Here is a 19,411-nt window from a genome sequence, read left to right on the forward strand (position 1 = left end):
GGGGGCGGATCGGCCGTACTACGCGGCCAGCACCATCAAGCTGCACGTGCTGCTGACGGCTCTGCGCGCGGCCGACGGCGGAGCGCTCGATCTGGAGGCGACTGTCCCCGCGACCCGCACCTTCACCTGCTGCGACGGCACCCGGTTCACCCTGGGCGGCGATCACCTCGACCCCACGCATCCGGCCGACGGCGCCGCGATCTCGGTGCGGGACCTGCTGCGGCGGATGATCGATCGCTCCAGCAACGAAGCCACGAACCATCTCGTCGAGCTCATCGGGATCGACGCCGTCGACGAGACGATCCAGCGTCTCGAGCTGGGCGCGACCCGGGTGGAACGCCTGATCGGTGACGCGGCCGCCCTGGAAGCCGGGAGGACCAACGAGACCAGCGCCGACGATCTGGCTCGCACGATGCTCGCCCTCGTGCGGCGAGATGAGGCGACGGCAGGCCCCGACGCGCACCGCGCTAGGCACCCTGCCACGCTGCCCGCGCAGTCCCGCCAGTCCGCGCAACCCCGACGGTCCACGCAGGCCCGACACTCCGCATGGGACCCACGGGCCGCGCAGTCTCCTCAGCCCTCGCTGTCCATCGCCTCCGTCGAGCTCGCGCGAGCGGCCCTGCGCGCCCAGCAGATCCCCCTCATCACCACCGCGGTGCGCGAGGACGTCGACCACGGCTCGAAATCCGGATGGGTCGACGGCTACCGGCACGACGTCGCCTTCCTCGGTGACCCCGACGGGGAGGAGCTGCACGTGCTCGCGGCCATGACCTCCGGCCTCCAGCCGCAGGAGGCGGACGCGCGGATCGCGCAGCTCGTGCGCGACCTGCTGCCCGCTGCCACGGCCTGAGCACAGGACGCCCACGTCGGCCGGACGGAGTGCGAAAAGCCCAGGTCAGCCGATGAACGGTGAGTAAAATAAATGTGAGGGTGACGCTGGAGGGGTTGAAATCCGCGTCGTGACCGTGGTCACAGTGGAGGGCACGATCCCGCACGGGACCGCTGCCTGATCGACCGGAGGTCGGGCGCACGGCGGCCGTGCAGACGACACGGAGGTATCCACCGTGACTGATCAGGAACTCTCCCCGCACTCCCGTCGGACGTTCTTCCGCGGCCTCGGCGTCGCCGGTGCGGCGGCTGTGACCGGCGCCGCCGTCCCGACCGTGTTCGCGCCGTCCGCCTCGGCGGCCCCGGTGCCCGGCTTCAACGAGAAGATCTCGCGCGACGAGGTCATCGAGCGCGCGATGTTCTGGGTCGACGATCCCCGCGCGTACAGCATGGAGAACTTCGATATCGGTCCGGAGGAGGATCAGGACATCCTCTGGCGCATGGACTGCTCCGGCTTCGTCTCGATGGCTCTGGCAGCCCGCTTCGACGACAACCCGACCGGTCTGACCACCGAGACCCTGCATCCCGACGGCGGCTACGAGATCTCGCACGCGATCTCCAAGGAGGACCTGCTCCCGGGCGACTTCATCCTCCAGAAGAACGCCGATTCCGAGGGCGGCGTCGGGCACGTGGTGCTGTTCAACGGATGGGTCGACGGCGGATACAACGTGCTCGAGCAGTCCTACGGTGCCGGTGGCACCACGTCCCGCACAGCGGCCTACCCGTACGACGGCCTCGACAACTTCCACCCGTTCCGGTACGACCTCATCGTCGACTGATGGGACCGACTGACACGGTCGAATGACAGGGCCGATTGACGGGACTGGCTGACAGGGCGAGCGGCGAGCTCGGCTGCACGGTCGGCTGACGACGCAGACCGTGCAGCCGACGCACCGCCGGTCCGGGTCCGGGCCCCGGTGGTCGGCCGGTGAGCTGAACCCGCCGGACCGGGCCCAGACGGTCAGTCGGCGAGCTGAACCCGCCGGGCCGGGCCCCGGTGGTCAGTCGGCGAGCTGAACCCGCCGGGCCGGGCCCCGGTGGTCAGTCGGCGAGCTGAACACGCCGGGCGCCGGCGTATTCTCCGGTCGGGTCGTACTCGGTGAGCGACATGATCTCGACGCTGCGCTCGGCGTTGGGGGCCTGCATGATCTGGTCGTCCCCGAGGTAGAGGGCGACGTGGCGGATCGAATCGCCACCGGGCTCGGTCGCAAAGAACACGAGGTCGCCGCGCTGGAGGTCCTCGCGCTCCACCGGGTCCAGACCCGAATGGTTCATCTGGTCCCCGGCGTCGCGGTCGATCGCGATGCCGTGATGGTGGAACAGCGTGTACGTGTAGCCGGAGCAGTCGAAGCCGTACGCGCTCACCCCCGCCCACAGATAGCGCAGCCCGAGGAACCGCTCGCCGGTGGCGACGATGTCCTCGGCAGTGGGCAGCGGCGGCTCCTCGCCCTGCTCGCGTACCACGACATCGTCCTTCGGGAGGTAGGCGGGTCGACCGCCGGGTACGGCCACGCGCACGGCCTTCCCGGTCCGCCCCAGCACCGGCAGGACCGTGTCGAAGGAGACGTCGATGCTCGGGTGGTTCCCGGACGGCGTCCCGGTGAGTGTGCTGGTCAGCGCCGTGACGGTCGCCGTGGGCGATGCGGCGGCGCGATGGGCGAAGCCTTCGTCCGCCACCAGGTGCACCGTCGGCACCCAGCCCGGGTAGCCGCGTGGGTCGCGCGGGGTGCCCTGTGCGGTGACCACCACGTGCGCCCAGTCGCCGTCGATCTCATCGACGATCACCTCGCTGCCGAGAACGGCCTGCGTCTCGAGCTCGCCGGTCAGCCAGCGTCGAGTCTCGGTGTCCTCCATGTTCGCGTTCCAGGCGTCGAGGTCGACGGGGTTGGTGAGCGACGGGGCATCGACGTCGGGCCGGGCGCTGTCCGGTTCCACCCACAACGTGGTCGCGGTGACGGCGACATGGGCGGTGTCGCCCGGCGCGAGATCGGCGCCCGGTGCGGGCTGATTCCGCGGGTGTCCGGCAGGAGCGTCGGCCCTCGCAGGCGCGGACATCGCCGCAGGGGCCATGGCAGCGACGCCGGCGACGGCGAGTCCGGCGGTGCCGGTCGCAGCCAGGCGCAGGCCGCCGCGTCGGGTCAGCTGGGGTTCGGGAACGTGCAGGGACATGGGATCTCCTTCGACGTGCCCCGACGCGTGCGGGGCATCAGATGACGGATGCACAGGTCATGCGGGGAAGCGGGTCCGGCGCCCGGCAGCGCCGGGCGACGGGCCGTCTCTGTCGCTCACCTACCACCTCCTGCGCGAGGGTCCGACAGGTTCGACGGGTTCGACGGGTTCGACGGGTCCGACGGGTTCGAGTGGCCCGACGGGTCCGATGGTTCTACGGCGGCCGACGGTTCTGCACCGGCCGAAAGTCCAACCGGGTGGGTCGGGACGAGATCGGCGTCAGCCGGGTCGACGTCGGCGGCGAGCAGCTCGAGCCCGAGGCCCGGCCCGCCCGCCAGACGGAACCAGCCGTTCTCCTGCGTGTACCCGCCGGCGGGTTCGTCGGACGCGAACCAGAACGGCGGATCCAGGTCGATCATCGTGATCGCCGGATGCGCGACGGCGAGGTGGGCTGCCGCGGTGATCGAGATGCGGGGCTCCATCATGGCGCCGACCATGCACTCCACCCCGGCCTTCTGGGCGACGTCCGCGATCTCCAGGGCTCCGCGCAGCCCGCCCGTCTTGGCGAGCTTGATGTTCAGCAGGTCCGCGGCGCCGGACTCGACCAGACGATGGGCGTCCTCGGCGTTCCAGACGGCTTCGTCGGCCATGATCGGCACGTCCACCGCAGCGGTCACGCGGGCGAGGCCCTCGATGTTCGCGGCCGCCACGGGCTGCTCGACCAGGTCGATTGGCAGGCCGTCGGCCAGGAAACCGGTGATGATGTCGATCGCCTGCTCCGGCCCCCAGCCCTGATTGGCGTCGAGCCGCAGGCGGACGTCGGGCACGGCGGCCACCACGGCGGCCAGACGCTCGCGATCCTCGGAGATGTCGTGGCCGAGCTTGATCTTCAGGATCTGCTCTCCGCCGGCGACGGCCTCGCGGGCATGCCCGGCCATCACCTCCGGATCCTCCAACGAGATGGTCATGTCGTTGAGCAGGCCATCGGTGAGCCGGCCGCCCAGCAGCTCCACCAGCGGAGCATCGAGGGCCTTGGCCCAGGCGTCGTGCAGCGCGATCTCGAGCGCGGCCTTCGCACTCGTGGAGCCCTCGAGCGCGCCGGCGACCCGGGCGGACAGCTCCACGATCGTGCCGGTACGGCCCTGGATCGCTGCGCGCAGCGGGCCCTCCAGAGCTGCCTCGATCGTGTCGGCCGATTCCCCGGTGATCGCGACGGTCTCCGCTGCGCTGCCCTGCCCGATCGTGCCGTCGGCCAGCTCCACCTCGGCGACCACGTACTCCACGGCCTCCGTGCGCCGCGCAGCGGTGACGAAGGGGCGAAGCAGCGGGGCCCGATGGCGATGCCGGCGCACCGCGACGACGACGAGCGGCTCATCGAGGTGCTCAGGCCCTGGCTGCCCGCTCACAGCGCCGCCATCAGCTGGGCGGCCATGAGACCCACGAACGTGCCCATGAACGAGCCGATCAGCGCGAACAGCACGCCGACGGGCACCAGCTGGCGGTTGAAGGCGGCGGCGACGACGGGCGCCGAGGCGATGCCGCCGACGTTCGCGGTCGAGGCCACGGCCAGAGAGAAGAGCTCGGTCTTGGTGAGCTTGGCGTACACCACCATGATCGCGGCGTGGATGAGCAGGACCAGCGCCCCCATGACCAGGTAGATCGGGGCCTGGGTGATCGCGGTGAAGTCCGAGCCCGAGGCGATCTGCCCGATCACCGCGAACAGCATCAGTCCGGCGACCTCGCTGGAGCCGGCGGTCTCCCCGAGCGGGGTGAGGGCCACGAGCAGACCCAGCACGGAGACGATGAGGATGGTCCAGGTAGTGGCGTTGACGACCTCGCCCCACTCCGGGAGCAGCTCGCCCACCCAGATCGAGAGAGTGGAGACGAAGATCGACCCGAACACCACGATCGCCAGCGATGCCGTGGTGACCGGCTTCTTCTCCTGGTCGAAGGCGCCCTCGTGGACCTCGAGGTAGGACGTGTCCGCCTTGGTCCACTTGTTGAACCGCGGGGAGACGGCGACGGAGGCGAACATCAGCATCAGCCACACGGAGTAGCCGAGCGTGTCGGTGATCAGCGCGTAGCCGAAGATCGACTCGGGCGCCTGCAGGATGTCCTGCACCGCGACCATGTTGGCACTGCCTCCGGTCCAGGAGGCGAGCAGCGCACCGAACACCTTCCAGGCCTCGCTGTGCAGGAAGCCCTGGAACACGGCGTACACGCCGATCATGCCGACGGTCAGCGAGAGGGCGGCGACGAAGAAGGTCAGCAGCAGCTTGGGGCCGAGCCTGATGATCTTTCGCAGATCGCAGCCGAACAGGAACAGGAAGATCATCGCCGGCAGCAGCACGTCCTTGACCTGCTCGATCGGCGCGCGGGTGGCGTCGTCGTCGCCGAACACGCCGAACGAGTTGAGCGTGGCGCACAGCAGGTACATCAGCACCATGCCGGGCACGAATTTGAACAGTTTCCAGCCGGTCGTGCGCTCGAGCACGATCAGCACGCATGACAGCGCCAGCAGGACGCCGAGCATGAGCAGGCCGTTGGTGATCATCGGGAGATCTCCTCGGTGAGGGGTGGTCGGTGGCGCCGCCATCCGGGGATAAAAAAATCGGAAGCACGGCGGACCGACGTCTCCAGGAGACGTGGCCTGCGTGCTTCCGACGGGATCCGGTTCGGTGAGGTTCCGGGCTGACGGTGGCGGGTATGGAGTTAGACGGCGGCACCGGCCGACAAGTCGCGGTACTTCGCGGCGGCGTTGCGCACTGCCGTGGCGAGCGCCCTCTGCGAGGACCCGTGGTACCTGTCGGTGATCGATTCCACCAGCGCGTCATCCTCGAGCAGCGAACGCCCTACCAGCAGCTCGCGGACGAACTCGACGGTGAGGGACAGCATGGCGGTGCAGTCCGCTTCGCGGATGACGTGGGTCTCAGTATCGACGATGAGGCCGATGAAGAACAATCCCCACTGCTCGGTGATCGGATTGTTGCTGGGGGCCTTGGACTCGCCGGTGAGGTAGATGGTGGTGCCCATGGCCGAAGCCTATGCGGGACCGGCCCAGCTCGCGGCCGGTCCCGCTGCAGCGGGCACCGGTGGGACCTGCCGCGCGCCTGCCCCGGGATGCGGGGCAGGCGCCCGGATCAGCCCAGGTTCGCGGGACCGGAGAGCTCGGCCTGCTCCTCGGCGACGGCGCGACGCTCATCGCGCTTGGTGTCGAGGGTCGAGGAGTGGCTCTCCACGGCGGACTGGGCCTTGAGGGACATCTTCTGCGATGCCGGCGAGAGGTCGACGAACTGGCCGCTCACCTCACCGCGCACGCGGAGGTCGCTGCCGGTCGGGGCCGGGTCGTTGCCCTCACCGGAGAGCGCGCCGCGGATGATGGCGGAGGAGACGTCCACGCCGTCGGTGTTGTCGGAGACCGTCAGGTCCGAACCGAAGTAGTTGCCGTCCTCGCAGTCGATGATGGCGCCGCCGGTACCGATCTGCACGCCCGTGTTGCCGGTGAAGGTCGACGCACCGTCGACCTCGCTGCCGCAGAAGGTGGCGCCCTCGGCGTTGCCGCTGACGGTGAGGTCGTCGGCGAGGGTGGAATCGACGATGTCCGTGTAGAGGGCGCCCTCAGTGGAGACGGGCCCGCCCACGTTCACGGTCTGGAGGTGCACGAGACCCTGACCGACGGTCACGTCGCCCGCGATCGAGGAGTCGTAGGAGTAGAGGAACGGATCGGCGCCCTCGCCGGCGTCGCCCGTGTAGGCGCCGTCCACGGTGGTCTCGTCGAGGTACACGCCGTAGCCGGCGGTCGAGGTGACGTCGCCCGCGACCTCGGAGCCGGTGGAGTCGAAGTAGCCGTCGGCGGCCACCTCGACTCCCTCGGCCACGCTCGAGTTGGTGATCAGCAGATCGGCGCCCGCCTGGACCTCGACCGACCCGTTGATGGTCACGGAGTCGAGCACACAGGAGTTGCCCTCCTTGACCACGAGCTCGCCGGGGACGGTCGTATCGGAGGCATCGCCTTCGCAGGAGGTGGTCAGCCCTGCGGAGGCCGAACCGGCTCCGAGGGCGACGCCGGCGGAGGCGAGGGCCAGGGTGGACAGGACGGTCATCGAGCGATAAAGGGTGCGCACGTCGGCTCCTAGATGCGCCGTGCACGGAGGAGCGCCGGCGGCAGGGTGAGGGAAGGGTTCCTCGGCGACCGTATCGGGCTGTGACGCACCTCGCAACCGATCCGCGCAGATCGATGTGAATCGGTCAACGCGAGTTCATGTGCTCGTCGTCGTCGGGTCGGCGAGCGCTTTCACGGTGCCACCTGGGCGATCGGGAGATCCTCCGGGCGGTGCCCGCTCACACCGGCAGGCGCACGTACGTCATCTCGAGGTACTCCTCGAGACCCTCGTGGGAGCCCTCGCGGCCGAGACCGGATTCCTTGATCCCGCCGAAGGGCGCGGCCGCGTCGGAGGCCACGCCGACATTGACCGCGACCATGCCGGATTCGATGCGGCCCGCGGCGTCGGTGACCTCGGCGAGGTCGGCGCCGACGGCGTAGCTCATGAGCCCGAACTCGGTGTCGTTGGCGGCGGCGATCATGGCATCCACATCGTCCATCACGATGATCGGGGCGACGGGGCCGAAGATCTCCTCGTGGTTCACGCGGGCGTCGGAGGGCACATCGGCGAGCACCGTCGGCGCGTAGTAGAAGCCCTCGCGATCCAGGCGCTTCCCTCCGGTGAGCACGCGTGCTCCGCGGCTCACGGCGTCGGTGACCAGCTCCTCGACCTTCTGCACCGCGGCGTCGTCGATGAGCGGGCCCAGCGTCGTGCCGTCCTCGATGCCGGGGCCGACGACGAGCTTCTCGGTCTCGGCCACCAGGCGCTGCGTGAACTCCTCGGCGACGGAGGAGTGGACGTAGAAGCGGTTCGCGGCCGTGCAGGCCTCGCCGTTGTTGCGGAACTTCGCGGGCATCGCGGCCGTGATCGCGGTGTCGATGTCGGCCGAGGGGAGCACCAGGAACGGGGCGTTCCCGCCCAGCTCCATCGAGGCCTTCAGTACGTGCTCGGAAGCCTGGGACAGCAGGGTGCGTCCCACGCCGGTGGAGCCGGTGAAGGAGACCTTGCGCAGGCGGGGATCGGACATCGCCGTGGAGGAGAGCCCCTTCGAATCCGAGGTGACCACGCAGTTCACGACGCCTGCGGGCACACCGGCGTCGCGCAGGATCTCCATCAGCAGCAGCGAGGTGAGCGGAGTCTTCTGGGCGGGTTTGAGCACCGCGGTGCAGCCGGCGGCCAGCGCCGGGGCGAGCTTGCGGGTGCCCATCGACAGCGGGAAGTTCCAGGGCGTGATCGCCAGGACGGGTCCGACGGGACGGGCCACAGTGAGGATCGCGTGCTCGGCCGACGGGGCATGCCGGAACTCGCCCGGCGCGCGCACCGCCTGCTCGCTGAACCAGCGCAGGAACTCGGCGCCGTAGGTGACCTCGCCGTAGGACTCGGCCAGCGGCTTGCCCATCTCAAGGGTCATCGCCAGTGCCAGGTCGTCGGCCCGTTCGTGGCACAGCTCGTAGGCGCGGCGCAGGATCTCCGAGCGCTCGCGGGGCAGGGTGGCGGCCCAGTCGTCCTGCGCGGCGACGGCGGCGTCGAGCGCCTGGCGGCCGACGGTCGCGGCATCGGCGTCGACCACCTCGGTGAGGGCGGTGCCGGTGGCCGGGTCGAGCACGGCCAGCGAGGGGGTGCCGCCGAGGAACGAGCCGCCGACGAAGGAGCTGCGGGGGACGCGCTCGAGCAGGTCGGAGATGCGAGCCGGGGTGATCGTGGGGCGGGTGGTCGCAGCAGACATGGTGTTCCTCCTCGATCGACGGATGGTTCCCCCAGTCTGCACCCCGGTGCACGGAGGGGGTGCAGGGGAGCGGTGGTCGCGACCGGACGGTTCGACGACCATGCCTGTGCCCTGTGCCCTGTGCCCTGTGCCCTGTGCCCTGTGCCCTGTGCCCTGTGTACGTCGGGGCGTCGGCGAAGGCGTAGCATCGGTTCCCGCTGCCACCCGGCGCCATGGCACGGCGGCAGCATCCCTGCTCCTCGCCTTCCCCAGGTCAACGTCGATCCAGGAGGATCCCCGTGCCCAGCACGCCCGCCCCCGGCTCACCCTCATCCGGCGCGTCGGACTCCGGCACCGGCCGTTCCGGCGCACCCGGATCGCCCGGCGCACCGGATTCACCCGGCCCCGAGGCCACCACCGCAGCCACCATGCCGCCCACCGTCGTCGACCCGGCGCACGAGCGCGAGCACAGGCGCTGGACTCCGACGAAGATCGCCCTGTGGGCGGTGATCGCCCTGCTGGGTGGCGCCGGCTGGTTCATGGTCGCGATCTGGCGCGGCGAGAACGTGAACGCGATCTGGTTCGTGTTCGCCGCCGTGTGCTCCTACCTGATCGCCTACCGCTTCTACGGCAAGTTCATCGAGGACAAGCTGGTGCGGCCGAACAACCGCCGCGCGACCCCTGCCGAGTACGCCTACGACGGCAAGGACTTCGTCCCCACCGACCGCCGCATCCTGTTCGGCCACCACTTCGCCGCGATCGCCGGCGCCGGGCCGCTCGTGGGCCCCGTCATCGCCGCCCAGATGGGTTATCTGCCCGGCACGATCTGGATCGTCGTCGGCGTGATCCTCGCCGGTGCCGTGCAGGACCTGCTGGTGCTCGTGATCTCCATGCGCCGCGGCGGACGCTCGCTGGGCAAGATGGCCCGCGACGAGCTGGGACTCGTCGGCGGCATCGCGGCCTTCATCGCGACCCTGTCGATCATGCTGATCATCGTCGCGATCCTCGCGATGGTCGTGGTCAACGCGCTGGGCGAGAGCGCCTGGGGCGTCTGGAGCGTCGGGCTGACCATCCCGATCGCCATCTTCATGGGCATCTACCTGCGCTACATCCGCCCGGGCAAGGTCTTCGAGGTCTCCGTGATCGGCTGCGCGCTGCTGCTGCTCGCGATCATCTCCGGCCGCTGGGTCGCCGAATCCGGCTGGGGCGGCGAGCTGTTCGACATCGAGCGCACCTGGCTCGCCGTCGCGATCATCATCTACGGCTTCCTCGCCGCGGTGCTCCCGGTGTGGGTGCTGCTCGCCCCGCGCGACTATCTCTCGACCTTCATGAAGATCGGCACCATCGTGATGCTGGCCCTCGCGATCGTCGTGGTGCGGCCCGTGATCGAGGCCCCCGCGATGAGCGAGTTCGCCTCCCGCACCGACGGCCCCGTGTTCACCGGTGCGCTGTTCCCGTTCCTGTTCGTGACCATCGCCTGCGGGGCGCTGTCCGGGTTCCACGCGATGATCTCCTCGGGCACCACCCCGAAGCTCGTGGAGAAGGAGTCCCAGGCCCGCATGATCGGCTACGGCGGCATGCTCATGGAATCCTTCGTGGCGATCATGGCGCTGGTCGCCGCGGTCTCCATCGACCAGGGCATCTACTACGCCATGAACTCCTCGGGCGCCGCCACCGGCAACACCGCCGAAGGTGCTGCGCAGTTCGTGAACTCCCTGGGCCTGACCGGTGTGAACGTCGATGCCGCGACCCTCGATCAGACCGCGAAGGACGTCGGCGAGGCATCGATCGTCTCGCGCACCGGCGGAGCCCCCACGCTCGCCGTGGGTCTGGCGGGGATCATGCACAAGGTCGTCGGCGGCGCCGGGATGATGGCGTTCTGGTACCACTTCGCCATCATGTTCGAGGCACTGTTCATCCTCACCAGCGTCGACGCCGGCACCCGCGTGGCACGCTTCATGCTCGGCGACCTCCTCGGCGGCGCGCACGAGCGCTTCCGCGACCCGTCGTGGCGTGTGGGCGCCTGGATCACCACCGCGCTGATGGTGGCCGGATGGGGCTCGATCCTGCTGATGGGCGTCATGGACCCGCTCGGCGGGATCAATACGCTCTTCCCGCTGTTCGGCATCGCCAACCAGCTGCTCGCGGCCGTGGCCCTGTCGATCTGCCTGGTGGTGTTCGCCCGCAAGGGCCACCGCTGGATCCTGCTCACGATCGCCGTGCCCATGCTCTTCACCGCCGTGATCACCGTGTACGGCTCACTGCTGAAGATCTTCTCCAGCGACCCGCAGGTGGGCTACTGGGCGAACCACATCGCCTATCGCGACGCGCTCGCCGCGGGGGAGACCAGCCTGGGCCTGGCGACCAACGTCGAGGACATGCAGACGGTCGTGTTCAACACCGCCGTGCAGGGCTCGCTGTCGATCCTGTTCGTGGTGTGCGCCGTGATCGTCATGATCGTCTCGCTCTGGCGCACCCTGCAGGCGCTGCGTGGCCACAACATCCTGGACACCGAGGATCCGTACGTCGAGTCCGAGTACTTCGCCCCGTCCGGGATGGTGGCCTCGCCGGCGGAGAAGGAGCTCCAGGGCCGCTGGACCGAGTATCTCGGCCAGCACCCGGAGAAGGACCTTGCCGGAGGGGGTCACCACTGATGACGGACGCGCGAATGACCGGCTCTCGGACGACGGACGCCCGGATGATGGGCACGAGCGCGAGCGCGGGCGTGGGCACCAGTGCGACGGGAACGGGAACGGGGGCGGCGGGCGCTCGGGCGGCGGGCACGGGTGCCGCGGGTGCCCGCGGTGCCGGCTCCGCGGCCGACGTCCGCGCCCGGGTCGGCGTCGTCCTGCGTGAGGTGCGCCGGTTCGCGCGCGGCATCATGGGCTCCGACGCCTACGACAAGTACCTGACCCATCACCGCGTCACGGGCTGCACCCACGCACCGCTGAGCGAGCGCGAGTTCTGGCGGGAGAAGTACGCCGAGGAGGACCGGAACCCGCAGGGCCGCTGCTGCTGAGCAGGGCGAGCGGGCGCCGGTCAGCTGCGTGCGAGGGCCAGCGCGTCGACGGCCCGGATCAGGCCGAGGTGGCTGAAGGCCTGGGGGAAGTTGCCGATCATGCGCCCGGCGCTGCCGTCGTACTCCTCGGCCAGCAGATCCAGGTCGTTGGCGCAGGTCAGCAGCTGGTCCAGCAGCTTCTCGGCGTCGTCGACGCGACCGGCGGCGGCGTACTGCTCGACCAGCCAGAAGCAGCACACCAAGAAGGGGTGCTCGTCCCCGGGCAGCCCGTCCTGGCCCTGCGTGCGGTAGCGCAGGATCAGACCCTCCTCGGTGCGCAGGTCCTGCTCGATCCGGGCGACGGTGGCGAGCATGCGGGGGTCGTCGGCCGGGAGGAAGCCGGTGTGCGGGATCTGCAGCAGGGAAGCGTCCACCTCGGCGCTGCCATAGGTCTGGGTGAAGGCGCCGTCGGCCCCGACGCCGCGGCTCAGGACCTCCTCGCGCACCTGATCACGGTGGCGGCGCCAGCGTTCGAGCTCATCCGGAGCGGCGGCTAGCCCGTGACGCTCCACGGCGTGCACGGCGCGGTCGAACGTCGCCCACACCATCACCCGGCCGTGGGTGAAGAAGGCAGGGTCGCCGCGCATCTCCCAGATGCCCTGATCCGGTTGGTCGATGCGGGCCTCGGTGTAGCGGACCAGGGCCCTCTGCAGCGGCCAGGACCATTCGGATTCCTCCAGGCCCGCCTCGCGCATCGCGCCCAGGGCGATCATCACCTCGCCCACCACGTCCGCCTGGTACTGGTCGGCCGCACCGTTGCCGACACGGACCGGCACCGAGTCCGCATAACCGGGCAGATGCGCCAGCTCGCGCTCGGGCAGGTTCCGGTCGCCGGTGATCGAGTACATGATCTGCAGGCGCTCGGGATCGCCGGCGATCGCGCGCAGCAGCCAGTCGCGCCAGGTGCTGGCCGCATCCACATGCCCGTGGGCCAGCAGCGCCTCCAGGGACAGAGCGGCATCGCGCAACCAGCAGAAGCGGTAGTCCCAGTTGCGCACTCCGCCGATGTCCTCGGGGAGGCTGGTGGTGGCGGCGGCGATGATCCCGCCGGTGCGCCGGTGGGTCAGCGCGCGCAGCACCAGCAGGGAGCGGGCCACCGGCTGCGAGTACTCCTCCTGCACACGGATCTGGCCGAGCCACCCGGTCCACTCGGCGACCGTGCGCTGCAGGACGTCCTCCACATCGACGGCGCCGGGCACTCCCTGCCAGGAGGGGAACCAGGTGAGCACCCAGGCGGCGGTCTCGTCGGCCCGCAGCCGGTGCTCACCGCGGTGCATGCGGCCGTGGGCGGTGAGCGCGGGCCCGTGCAGGGCGATGCCGTCCCCGCCGGCGACGGCGATCAGCACCTTGTCGCCACCCGCGTCATCACCGCGCCGCACCCACGGCACCGTCTGTCCGTAGTCGAAGCGGATCGCCAGCTGCTGCACCACGTGGACCTCGCCTTCGAGACAGGTCACGCTGCGGACGAGATCCGCCTGGTCGTCGACGTCGCCGACCAGCGAGGTGGCGCCGAAGGGGAGCGCGGTGGGCGCGGTTCCGGCCGGATCCTCACCACCCTGGCCCCGAGGGCGTCCGCCGTCTCCGATCGGCATCAGCTCGGTGACCGCCGCGGTGCCGGTGGGGGACCGCCACACCGTCTCGAGCACCATCGTGCCCGGCAGGTACCGGCGGGAGACGACCTCACCGTCGGCGATCCGCAGCGACCAGTGCCCGTGCTCGTCCTCCCCGAGGAGGGAACAGAACAGGGCAGCGGAGTCGAAGCGGGGCAGGCACAGCCAGTCGATGTCCCCCTCTCGTGTCACGAGCGCCGAGGCGCGCTGGTCCGAGAGCAGGGCGTGATCTTCGATGGGCACACTGGTCATGCTTCCAGTCTGCACCCGCAGAATCTGGCGGGGATCGGATCGCGCAGGCCGATGAAGATGTGGCGTGCGGCGCGGACCGAAGCCCCTCTGGGCGATCGCCCGCCGTGGCCCGGGCCTACTGTTGCCCTATGAGCACTTCGACTTCTACCTCCACGACCGTACGGAACGACGGCGATACCCCTCACCTGGATTTCGACCTGCTGGTGATCGGCTGGGGCAAGGGCGGCAAGACGCTCGCCGCAGCGCTCGGCGGCACCGGGACCCGAGTGGGCATGGTCGAGCAGTTCGACACCATGCACGGCGGCACCTGCATCAACATCGGCTGCGTGCCCACCAAGACGCTCGTCCACGACGCCGAGCAGCGCCGCGAGGATGACGACGCCCAGCAGTTCTGGAGCCGCGCCGTCTCCCGCCGTGACACGGTCGTAGGAAAGATGCGCGAGGTCAACCACCACATGTTGGCCGAGCTCGATGCCGTCACCCTGATCGACGGCCGCGCCCGTTTCACCGCCGAACGCACCGTGGAGGTCACCGGAGGCGATGACCTGCTCACCGCGTCGGCCGATGTCGTCATCGTCAACACCGGCGCCACCCCGACGCGTCCCGACCTGCCCGGCATCGACTCACCGCGCGTGCACGACTCGACCTCGCTGCAGCACGTGGACCCGTTGCCTGAGCGTCTCGTCGTGATCGGTGCGGGCCCCATCGGTCTGGAGTTCGCTTCGATGTTCGCCGGATTCGGATCCGACGTGACCGTCGTGAACCGACGCGAGCGCCTGCTGCCGGCGGAGGACGAGGACGTCGCCGCCGAGGTCGCCGAGGTGCTCGAGGACGCCGGCATCCACCTGCTGCACGAGTCTTCGGCAGTGCGGATCGAGGACGGGGCCGAGGCTGCAGCGGTCGTCGTACGCGTGGGCAGTGAGGAGCGCACGCTCGAGGCGGAGGCCGTGCTGCTGGCCACCGGGCGACGCCCCGCGACGGCCGGCCTCGGACTCGACACCGCGGGGGTCGACACCGACGGGCGTGGCGCTGTAGTGGTCGACGAGCACTTGCGCACGAGCGCCCACGGCGTCTACGCCATGGGCGATGTCCACGGCGGCGCCCAGCAGACGTACCTCTCCCTGGACGACAACCGCGTGGTCCTGTCCCAGTTGCAGGGCGGCGGCCGGCGCACCACGACCGACCGGGTCGCCGTGCCTGCGACCACCTTCCTCACCCCGCCGCTCGCGACCGTGGGCCTCACCGCCGACGAAGCGCTCGCCGAGGGCCGGACGATCCTCGTCGCCTCCCAGAAGGTCGCCACGATCAAGGCGATGCCGCGCCCGAAGGCCCTGGGCGACCCTCGCGGGATCGTGAAGTACGTGGTCGACGCGGAGACCGACGAGATCCTCGGAGCCCGGTTGTTCCACGTCGAGGCCCAGGAGGTCATCAACCTCGTGGCGCTCGCGATGCGCACCGGCACCACGGCCACGCAGCTGCGTGACGGGATCTGGACCCATCCCTCCTCGACCGAGGCGCTCAACGAGACCCTCGGGAAGCTCGCCCCTTACGAGGGGTGAGACCGTGCGGCGCCTTCGGCCGCTATCGCCCGGGCCCCGACCCTCACCCGCCCGGCCCTGCCCCGGCCTCCGCGCTCGCACGCCCCCGAACCCGCGGGCCCGTGCCACGGACCGCCCATGATGCACCGCAGAGACCGATGCGCGAGGTGGCATCGGTCGCTGCGGTGCACTACTGCGAGAGGAGCCGGTCGGGGGCGGTCAGGGGCGTGCGTTCCGGCCCGCGGCGGGGACGCGCGTTCTGGATCGACCGCTGGGCTGCGCGTGGAGGCTACTTCTCGGGTGAGGCGTCCACGGCGGCGTCCTCACCGGTCACGAACTCCGCGAGGTGCTGGGAGAGCGCGAGGCGGCTGGGTTCGTGGCAGTACATCATGTGCCCGGCCTCGTAGTACTCGATGCGGATCCGCTCGTCGTAGTCCGAGCGCGGGATCGCGAGCTGGGCGAGCACGTGCTCGCTGGCGTGGAACGGCGTCGCCGCGTCGTGATAGCCGTGGGAGACCAGCACGGTGGTGTGCGGGGACTTCCGCAGCAGGCGCGACAGATCCGAGGCGACCTCGACGGAGCGGTTCTCGAAGTCCTTGTAGCTCCACGGATGCACCCGGCCGGACATGATCTCGTAGACCACGTCGCTGGAGAACTCGAGCTCCGCGCGCAGGTACTGGTTGATGGTCGCCGTGTAGGACGGGGCGAGCTGGTCGATCGACGGATCGGTCTCCATCGAGGCCGCGTTGCCATCGCCGAGCGGCGCGGTGAAGCGGCCGTCGATGCGCCCGGTGACCAGGCCCTGATCGCGCAGCAGCTCCGCGAGGAACGCCATGTGCTCCACCCGCAGGTCCGCACGCTCCACCCAGCCCGGATCCACGCCGATCAGGGCGCCGATGCGGGCGGCCGCCTCACGGACCTGCTCGGTCGACAGGCGCAGCCCCGCGGCCAGCAGCGCCGGGTACTCCTGCTCGGCGAAGGCCTCGGCCTCGTCGACCACGTCCTGCAGCAGGCGGCCCTCGTGCTTGCCGTGCGCATGCGCGATCGCCGCATAGGTGGGCAGGTAGTGCACGTAGGGGCAGTCGTTGCCGGGATCGAAGCTGATGGTGCCGAAGTCCAGCACGGGGGAGATCAGGGCGATGCCCGCGACCGCCAGGTAGTAGCGATCCATGAGGCGCGCGGCGACGGCCGAGGCGCGCGTGGTGCCGTAGGACTCGCCGGCCAGGAAGACGGGGGAGGTCCAGCGCTGATTGCGGGTCAGCCAGTCGATGACGAACGAGGCGATCAGATCGCGGTCCGCGGTGAGGCCGTGGTGGCGGGCCGGCTTCGCGCCGGGGGCGGGCCGTGAGTAGCCGGTGGTCATCGCGTCGACCACCACGAGATCCGCATGGCGCAGGATCGTCTCGTGGTTGTCCAGCAGGTGATGCGGCGGATCGGCGGGGGAGCCGGCGTCGCCCGAGTCCACACGGCGCGGGCCCAGCAGGCCCAGGTGCAGCCAGACCGTCGAGGCGCCGGGGCCGCCGTTGAAGGCGAACAGCACCGGGCGCTCGGCGGCGTCGGCCGAGGAGGCGCCGGAGGCGGTGGCGACGTAGGAGACGGAGAACAGCTCGGCATAGGCGCAGCCGCGCCCGTACTCCTCGCCCTCGGGCTCCTCCGTCAGCACCACGGTGCCGGTGGTCGCGGTGTAGTTCAGCGGACCATCCGGCAGGTCGAGCGAGTGCAGGGTCGTGACCAGGTGATCCTCGGGCGGGGCAGTGCTGCTCGTGCTGCTCCTGCCTGTCGGGCTGTCGGGGGAGGGGGTGGTGGTCTGCTCGGTCACTCGTGCTCCTTCGTCGGGTGCGGCGTCGGCGTCGATGCTACGCGGGGCAGGAGGCACGAATCCCCCGATCCGTGCCGCTGAGGGCGCAGATCGGGGGATTCGTGCATATCCGGAGCGTCACCCCTGGGGCGGGCGCGCGCTGTGGGGCGTCGGCCGACGGATGGGCGCGGGGCCGCCGGCAGAGGCCGGGTCAGTCGAGGGGAGCGATGTCCTTGGGGACGTCGGCTCCCTCCTCGTTCTCGCGCACCACCATGCGGATCGGGTCCAGCTTCGTCCACAGGACGAAGAGGATCGCCACGACGACCATGGCCAGCCCCGCCCACAGGTTGGCGTTGAGCCCCTCGGTCTTCGCGGCCTCCGCGTCGTTGAACGCGAACAGCCCCATCGCCACCAGGATCAGGCCGAACAGGCCCAGCAGGGTGCCGATGAAATTGCGGATGTCGAACGCGCCGGCGGTCTCGACCTTCGCGCCCTCAGGGGCGTCGGCCGCGGCCGCGCCCGGATTCTGATCCTTGTGTGCACTCATGGGTGTTCTCCTCCGTCCGCGCTCAGGCGAAGACGATGTTCAGGATGACGACGAGGACGAGGCCGATGCCCGCCATGGGGACGGGGCGGCGCCAGAAGGGAAGGTCCTTCTCGTCGGCGTCGACCAGATCGGCCTTCGGGGTCTCGGAGTAGACGAGGCCCTTCAGCTCGTGGACCGGCTTGGGGGCGGTGAACTGCGTGACGACCACGGAGACCACGATGTCGACGACGAACGCGGTCGCCGCGCTCACGAAGGCAAGGCCCTGTCCGGGCAGCTCGAACGCGTCGAAGAAGGTCGAGGAGCTCCACAGCGCGACCGCCGAGAGGGTGCCTGCGACGAGACCGGTCCACCCGGCCGTCGGGGTCATCCGCTTCCAGAACATGCCCAGGATGAACGTCGCGAACAGCGGGGCGTTGAAGAACCCGAAGAGCGTCTGCAGGTAGTCCATCAGGTTCGAGAACTGCCCGGCGATCAGCGCCGTGAAGATCGCGATCACGCAGGCGACGGCGGTCGCGATCCGACCCACCTTGATGTAGTGGGCGTCCGGGGCGTCCTTCTTCACGTACTGCTCGTACAGGTCGTAGGTGACCACGGTGTTGAAGGCAGAGATGTTCGCGGCCATGCCGGCCATGAACGCGGCCAGCAGACCGGCGATCGCGACGCCCAGCAGACCGTTGGGGAGCACGTCGCGCATGAGCAGCAGCAGGGCGTCGTTGTAGTTGACGCCGGTGGCGGCCGCACCTGCGGCGTCGCCCGCGCTCTCGAGCTGCTTGAACTCGGTCAGCTCGTTCACCAGCACCGCAGCGATCATGCCGGGGATGATCACGATGAACGGGATGAACATCTTGGGGAAGGCGCCGATGATCGGCGTCATCCGGGCGGCGGTGATGGACTTGGAGGCCATCGCACGCTGCACCTCGACGAAGTTCGTGGTCCAGTAGCCGAAGGAGAGCACGAAGCCGAGGCCGAACACGATGCCCACGACCGACAGCACCGGGCTGTCGAAGCCGGACAGGGCCTGGCCGGGCCAGGAGTGCAGCTGCTCGGAGCCGAGCATCCCGTCACCGGCGATGCGCTCCTTCATGCCGCTCCAGCCGCCCACGCGGTGCAGGCCGATCAGCGTCAGCGGCAGCAGGGCCGCGACGATCACGAAGAACTGCAGCACCTCGTTGTAGATCGCGGCGGAGAGTCCGCCGACGGTGATGTAGAAGAGCACGAACGCGGCGGCGAGCACCAGGCCCACCCAGAGCGGCCAGCCCAGCAGCCGGTTCACGATGGTGGCCAGCAGCGACAGGTTGACGCCCGCGATCAGCAGCTGGGCGACCGCGAAGCTGAGGGAGTTCACCAGGTGCGCCCCGGTGCCGAAGCGCATGCGCATGAACTCGGGGACCGAGCGCACCTTGGAGCCGTAGTAGAACGGCATCATCACGACGCCGAGGAACAGCATCGCGGGGATCGCGCCGACCCAGAAGTAGTGCATGGTCGGCATGCCGTACTGGGCGCCCGTGGCGGACATGCCCATGATCTCGACGGCGCCGAGGTTGGCGGAGATGAAGGCGAGGCCGGTGACCCAGGCGGGCAGCGAGCGGCCGGAGAGGAAGAACTCGATCGAATTCGAGACTCCGCGCTTCGCGTACCAGCCGACGCCGAGCACGAACACGAAGTACAACGCGATGATCGCGTAGTCGATCCACTGAGCATCCAGGCGGATGTCGACCATAGGGGTGATCCTTGAAGAGGGGG

At 69.9% G+C, this 19,411-nt stretch carries 15 protein-coding genes; 5 read left to right on the forward strand and 10 right to left on the reverse strand.

The genetic code is table 11. The annotated features are described in order from the left end of the window. Positions 1 to 850: serine hydrolase (locus CIK81_RS14310; RefSeq protein ID WP_147272363.1), on the forward strand; the 850-nt coding region annotated here is incomplete at its 5' end. Between the two features lie 214 nt (positions 851 to 1,064). After that, complete coding sequence (locus CIK81_RS14315) at positions 1,065 to 1,667, forward strand: twin-arginine translocation signal domain-containing protein (protein ID WP_114311303.1); 603 nt, start codon at positions 1,065 to 1,067, stop codon at positions 1,665 to 1,667. A gap of 262 nt (positions 1,668 to 1,929) precedes the next feature. Here CIK81_RS14315 and CIK81_RS14320 read toward each other — a convergent pair whose 3' ends face one another. The 6 genes from CIK81_RS14320 to CIK81_RS14345 all read right to left on the reverse strand — a co-directional run bounded on the left by CIK81_RS14320 (position 1,930) and on the right by CIK81_RS14345 (position 8,886). Beyond that, positions 1,930 to 3,057 (reverse strand): C40 family peptidase, encoded by a 1,128-nt coding sequence (locus tag CIK81_RS14320; protein ID WP_096164280.1) that lies wholly within the window; start codon positions 3,055 to 3,057, stop codon positions 1,930 to 1,932. Between the two features lie 116 nt (positions 3,058 to 3,173). Next, positions 3,174 to 4,463 (reverse strand): dipeptide epimerase, encoded by a 1,290-nt coding sequence (locus CIK81_RS14325; RefSeq protein WP_114311302.1) that lies wholly within the window; start codon positions 4,461 to 4,463, stop codon positions 3,174 to 3,176. After that, positions 4,460 to 5,611: a DUF819 domain-containing protein gene (locus tag CIK81_RS14330; protein WP_114311301.1), complete on the reverse strand. Its 1,152-nt coding sequence runs from the start codon at positions 5,609 to 5,611 to the stop codon at positions 4,460 to 4,462. The genes CIK81_RS14325 and CIK81_RS14330 overlap by 4 nt, the downstream gene beginning before the upstream one ends. Positions 5,612 to 5,769: 158 nt before the next feature. Further along, positions 5,770 to 6,090, reverse strand: a complete 321-nt coding sequence (locus CIK81_RS14335) for a DUF3870 domain-containing protein (protein ID WP_096164277.1) — start codon at positions 6,088 to 6,090, stop codon at positions 5,770 to 5,772. Between the two features lie 107 nt (positions 6,091 to 6,197). After that, a complete protein-coding gene (locus CIK81_RS14340; protein ID WP_114307633.1) occupies positions 6,198 to 7,181 on the reverse strand; it encodes a hypothetical protein in 984 nt (327 codons plus the stop codon). 217 nt (positions 7,182 to 7,398) lie between these two features. Beyond that, positions 7,399 to 8,886, reverse strand: a complete 1,488-nt coding sequence (locus CIK81_RS14345; protein WP_114329481.1) for an NAD-dependent succinate-semialdehyde dehydrogenase — start codon at positions 8,884 to 8,886, stop codon at positions 7,399 to 7,401. A 407-nt stretch (positions 8,887 to 9,293) separates the two neighbouring features. Here CIK81_RS14345 and CIK81_RS14350 point away from each other — a divergent pair, with 407 nt between their 5' ends. Both CIK81_RS14350 and CIK81_RS18840 read left to right on the forward strand, forming a co-directional pair. Further along, positions 9,294 to 11,519, forward strand: a complete 2,226-nt coding sequence (locus CIK81_RS14350) for a carbon starvation CstA family protein (RefSeq protein ID WP_096164329.1) — start codon at positions 9,294 to 9,296, stop codon at positions 11,517 to 11,519. A gap of 14 nt (positions 11,520 to 11,533) precedes the next feature. Further along, on the forward strand, positions 11,534 to 11,884 hold the full coding sequence (locus CIK81_RS18840; RefSeq protein WP_338022863.1) for a YbdD/YjiX family protein: 351 nt from the start codon (positions 11,534 to 11,536) through the stop codon (positions 11,882 to 11,884). 20 nt (positions 11,885 to 11,904) lie between these two features. On the opposite strand, the gene CIK81_RS14360 is transcribed toward CIK81_RS18840, so the two are convergent. Further along, positions 11,905 to 13,785, reverse strand: a complete 1,881-nt coding sequence (locus CIK81_RS14360; protein WP_096164274.1) for a glycoside hydrolase family 15 protein — start codon at positions 13,783 to 13,785, stop codon at positions 11,905 to 11,907. A 128-nt stretch (positions 13,786 to 13,913) separates the two neighbouring features. On the opposite strand from CIK81_RS14360, the gene CIK81_RS14365 reads away from it, so the two are divergent. Then, entirely contained in the window at positions 13,914 to 15,344 is a 1,431-nt protein-coding gene (locus CIK81_RS14365; protein ID WP_179303716.1) for an FAD-dependent oxidoreductase, read from the forward strand. Positions 15,345 to 15,612: 268 nt separating this feature from the next. On the opposite strand, the gene CIK81_RS14370 is transcribed toward CIK81_RS14365, so the two are convergent. The 3 genes from CIK81_RS14370 to CIK81_RS14380 form a co-directional block, all read right to left on the reverse strand. Next, complete coding sequence (locus CIK81_RS14370; RefSeq protein WP_096164273.1) at positions 15,613 to 17,142, reverse strand: S10 family peptidase; 1,530 nt, start codon at positions 17,140 to 17,142, stop codon at positions 15,613 to 15,615. A 190-nt stretch (positions 17,143 to 17,332) separates the two neighbouring features. Then, on the reverse strand, positions 17,333 to 17,668 hold the full coding sequence (locus CIK81_RS14375) for a hypothetical protein (RefSeq protein WP_096164272.1): 336 nt from the start codon (positions 17,666 to 17,668) through the stop codon (positions 17,333 to 17,335). 22 nt (positions 17,669 to 17,690) lie between these two features. Continuing rightward, positions 17,691 to 19,388 (reverse strand): sodium:solute symporter family protein, encoded by a 1,698-nt coding sequence (locus CIK81_RS14380; protein WP_096164271.1) that lies wholly within the window; start codon positions 19,386 to 19,388, stop codon positions 17,691 to 17,693. Positions 19,389 to 19,411: the final 23 nt, after the last annotated feature.

This window comes from Brachybacterium sp. JB7, assembly GCF_003335205.1.
Classification (GTDB): domain Bacteria; phylum Actinomycetota; class Actinomycetes; order Actinomycetales; family Dermabacteraceae; genus Brachybacterium; species Brachybacterium alimentarium.

Coding starts and splice junctions, on each gene's coding strand:
- CIK81_RS14375 (WP_096164272.1), bottom strand. CDS start 17,668: ATGAGTGCACACAAGGATCAGAATCCGGGCGCGGCCGCGGCCGACGCC.
- CIK81_RS14345 (WP_114329481.1), bottom strand. CDS start 8,886: ATGTCTGCTGCGACCACCCGCCCCACGATCACCCCGGCTCGCATCTCC.
- CIK81_RS14365 (WP_179303716.1), top strand. CDS start 13,914: ATGAGCACTTCGACTTCTACCTCCACGACCGTACGGAACGACGGCGAT.
- CIK81_RS14360 (WP_096164274.1), bottom strand. CDS start 13,785: ATGACCAGTGTGCCCATCGAAGATCACGCCCTGCTCTCGGACCAGCGC.
- CIK81_RS14330 (WP_114311301.1), bottom strand. CDS start 5,611: ATGATCACCAACGGCCTGCTCATGCTCGGCGTCCTGCTGGCGCTGTCA.
- CIK81_RS14380 (WP_096164271.1), bottom strand. CDS start 19,388: ATGGTCGACATCCGCCTGGATGCTCAGTGGATCGACTACGCGATCATC.
- CIK81_RS14320 (WP_096164280.1), bottom strand. CDS start 3,057: ATGTCCCTGCACGTTCCCGAACCCCAGCTGACCCGACGCGGCGGCCTG.
- CIK81_RS14335 (WP_096164277.1), bottom strand. CDS start 6,090: ATGGGCACCACCATCTACCTCACCGGCGAGTCCAAGGCCCCCAGCAAC.
- CIK81_RS18840 (WP_338022863.1), top strand. CDS start 11,534: ATGACCGGCTCTCGGACGACGGACGCCCGGATGATGGGCACGAGCGCG.
- CIK81_RS14350 (WP_096164329.1), top strand. CDS start 9,294: ATGCCGCCCACCGTCGTCGACCCGGCGCACGAGCGCGAGCACAGGCGC.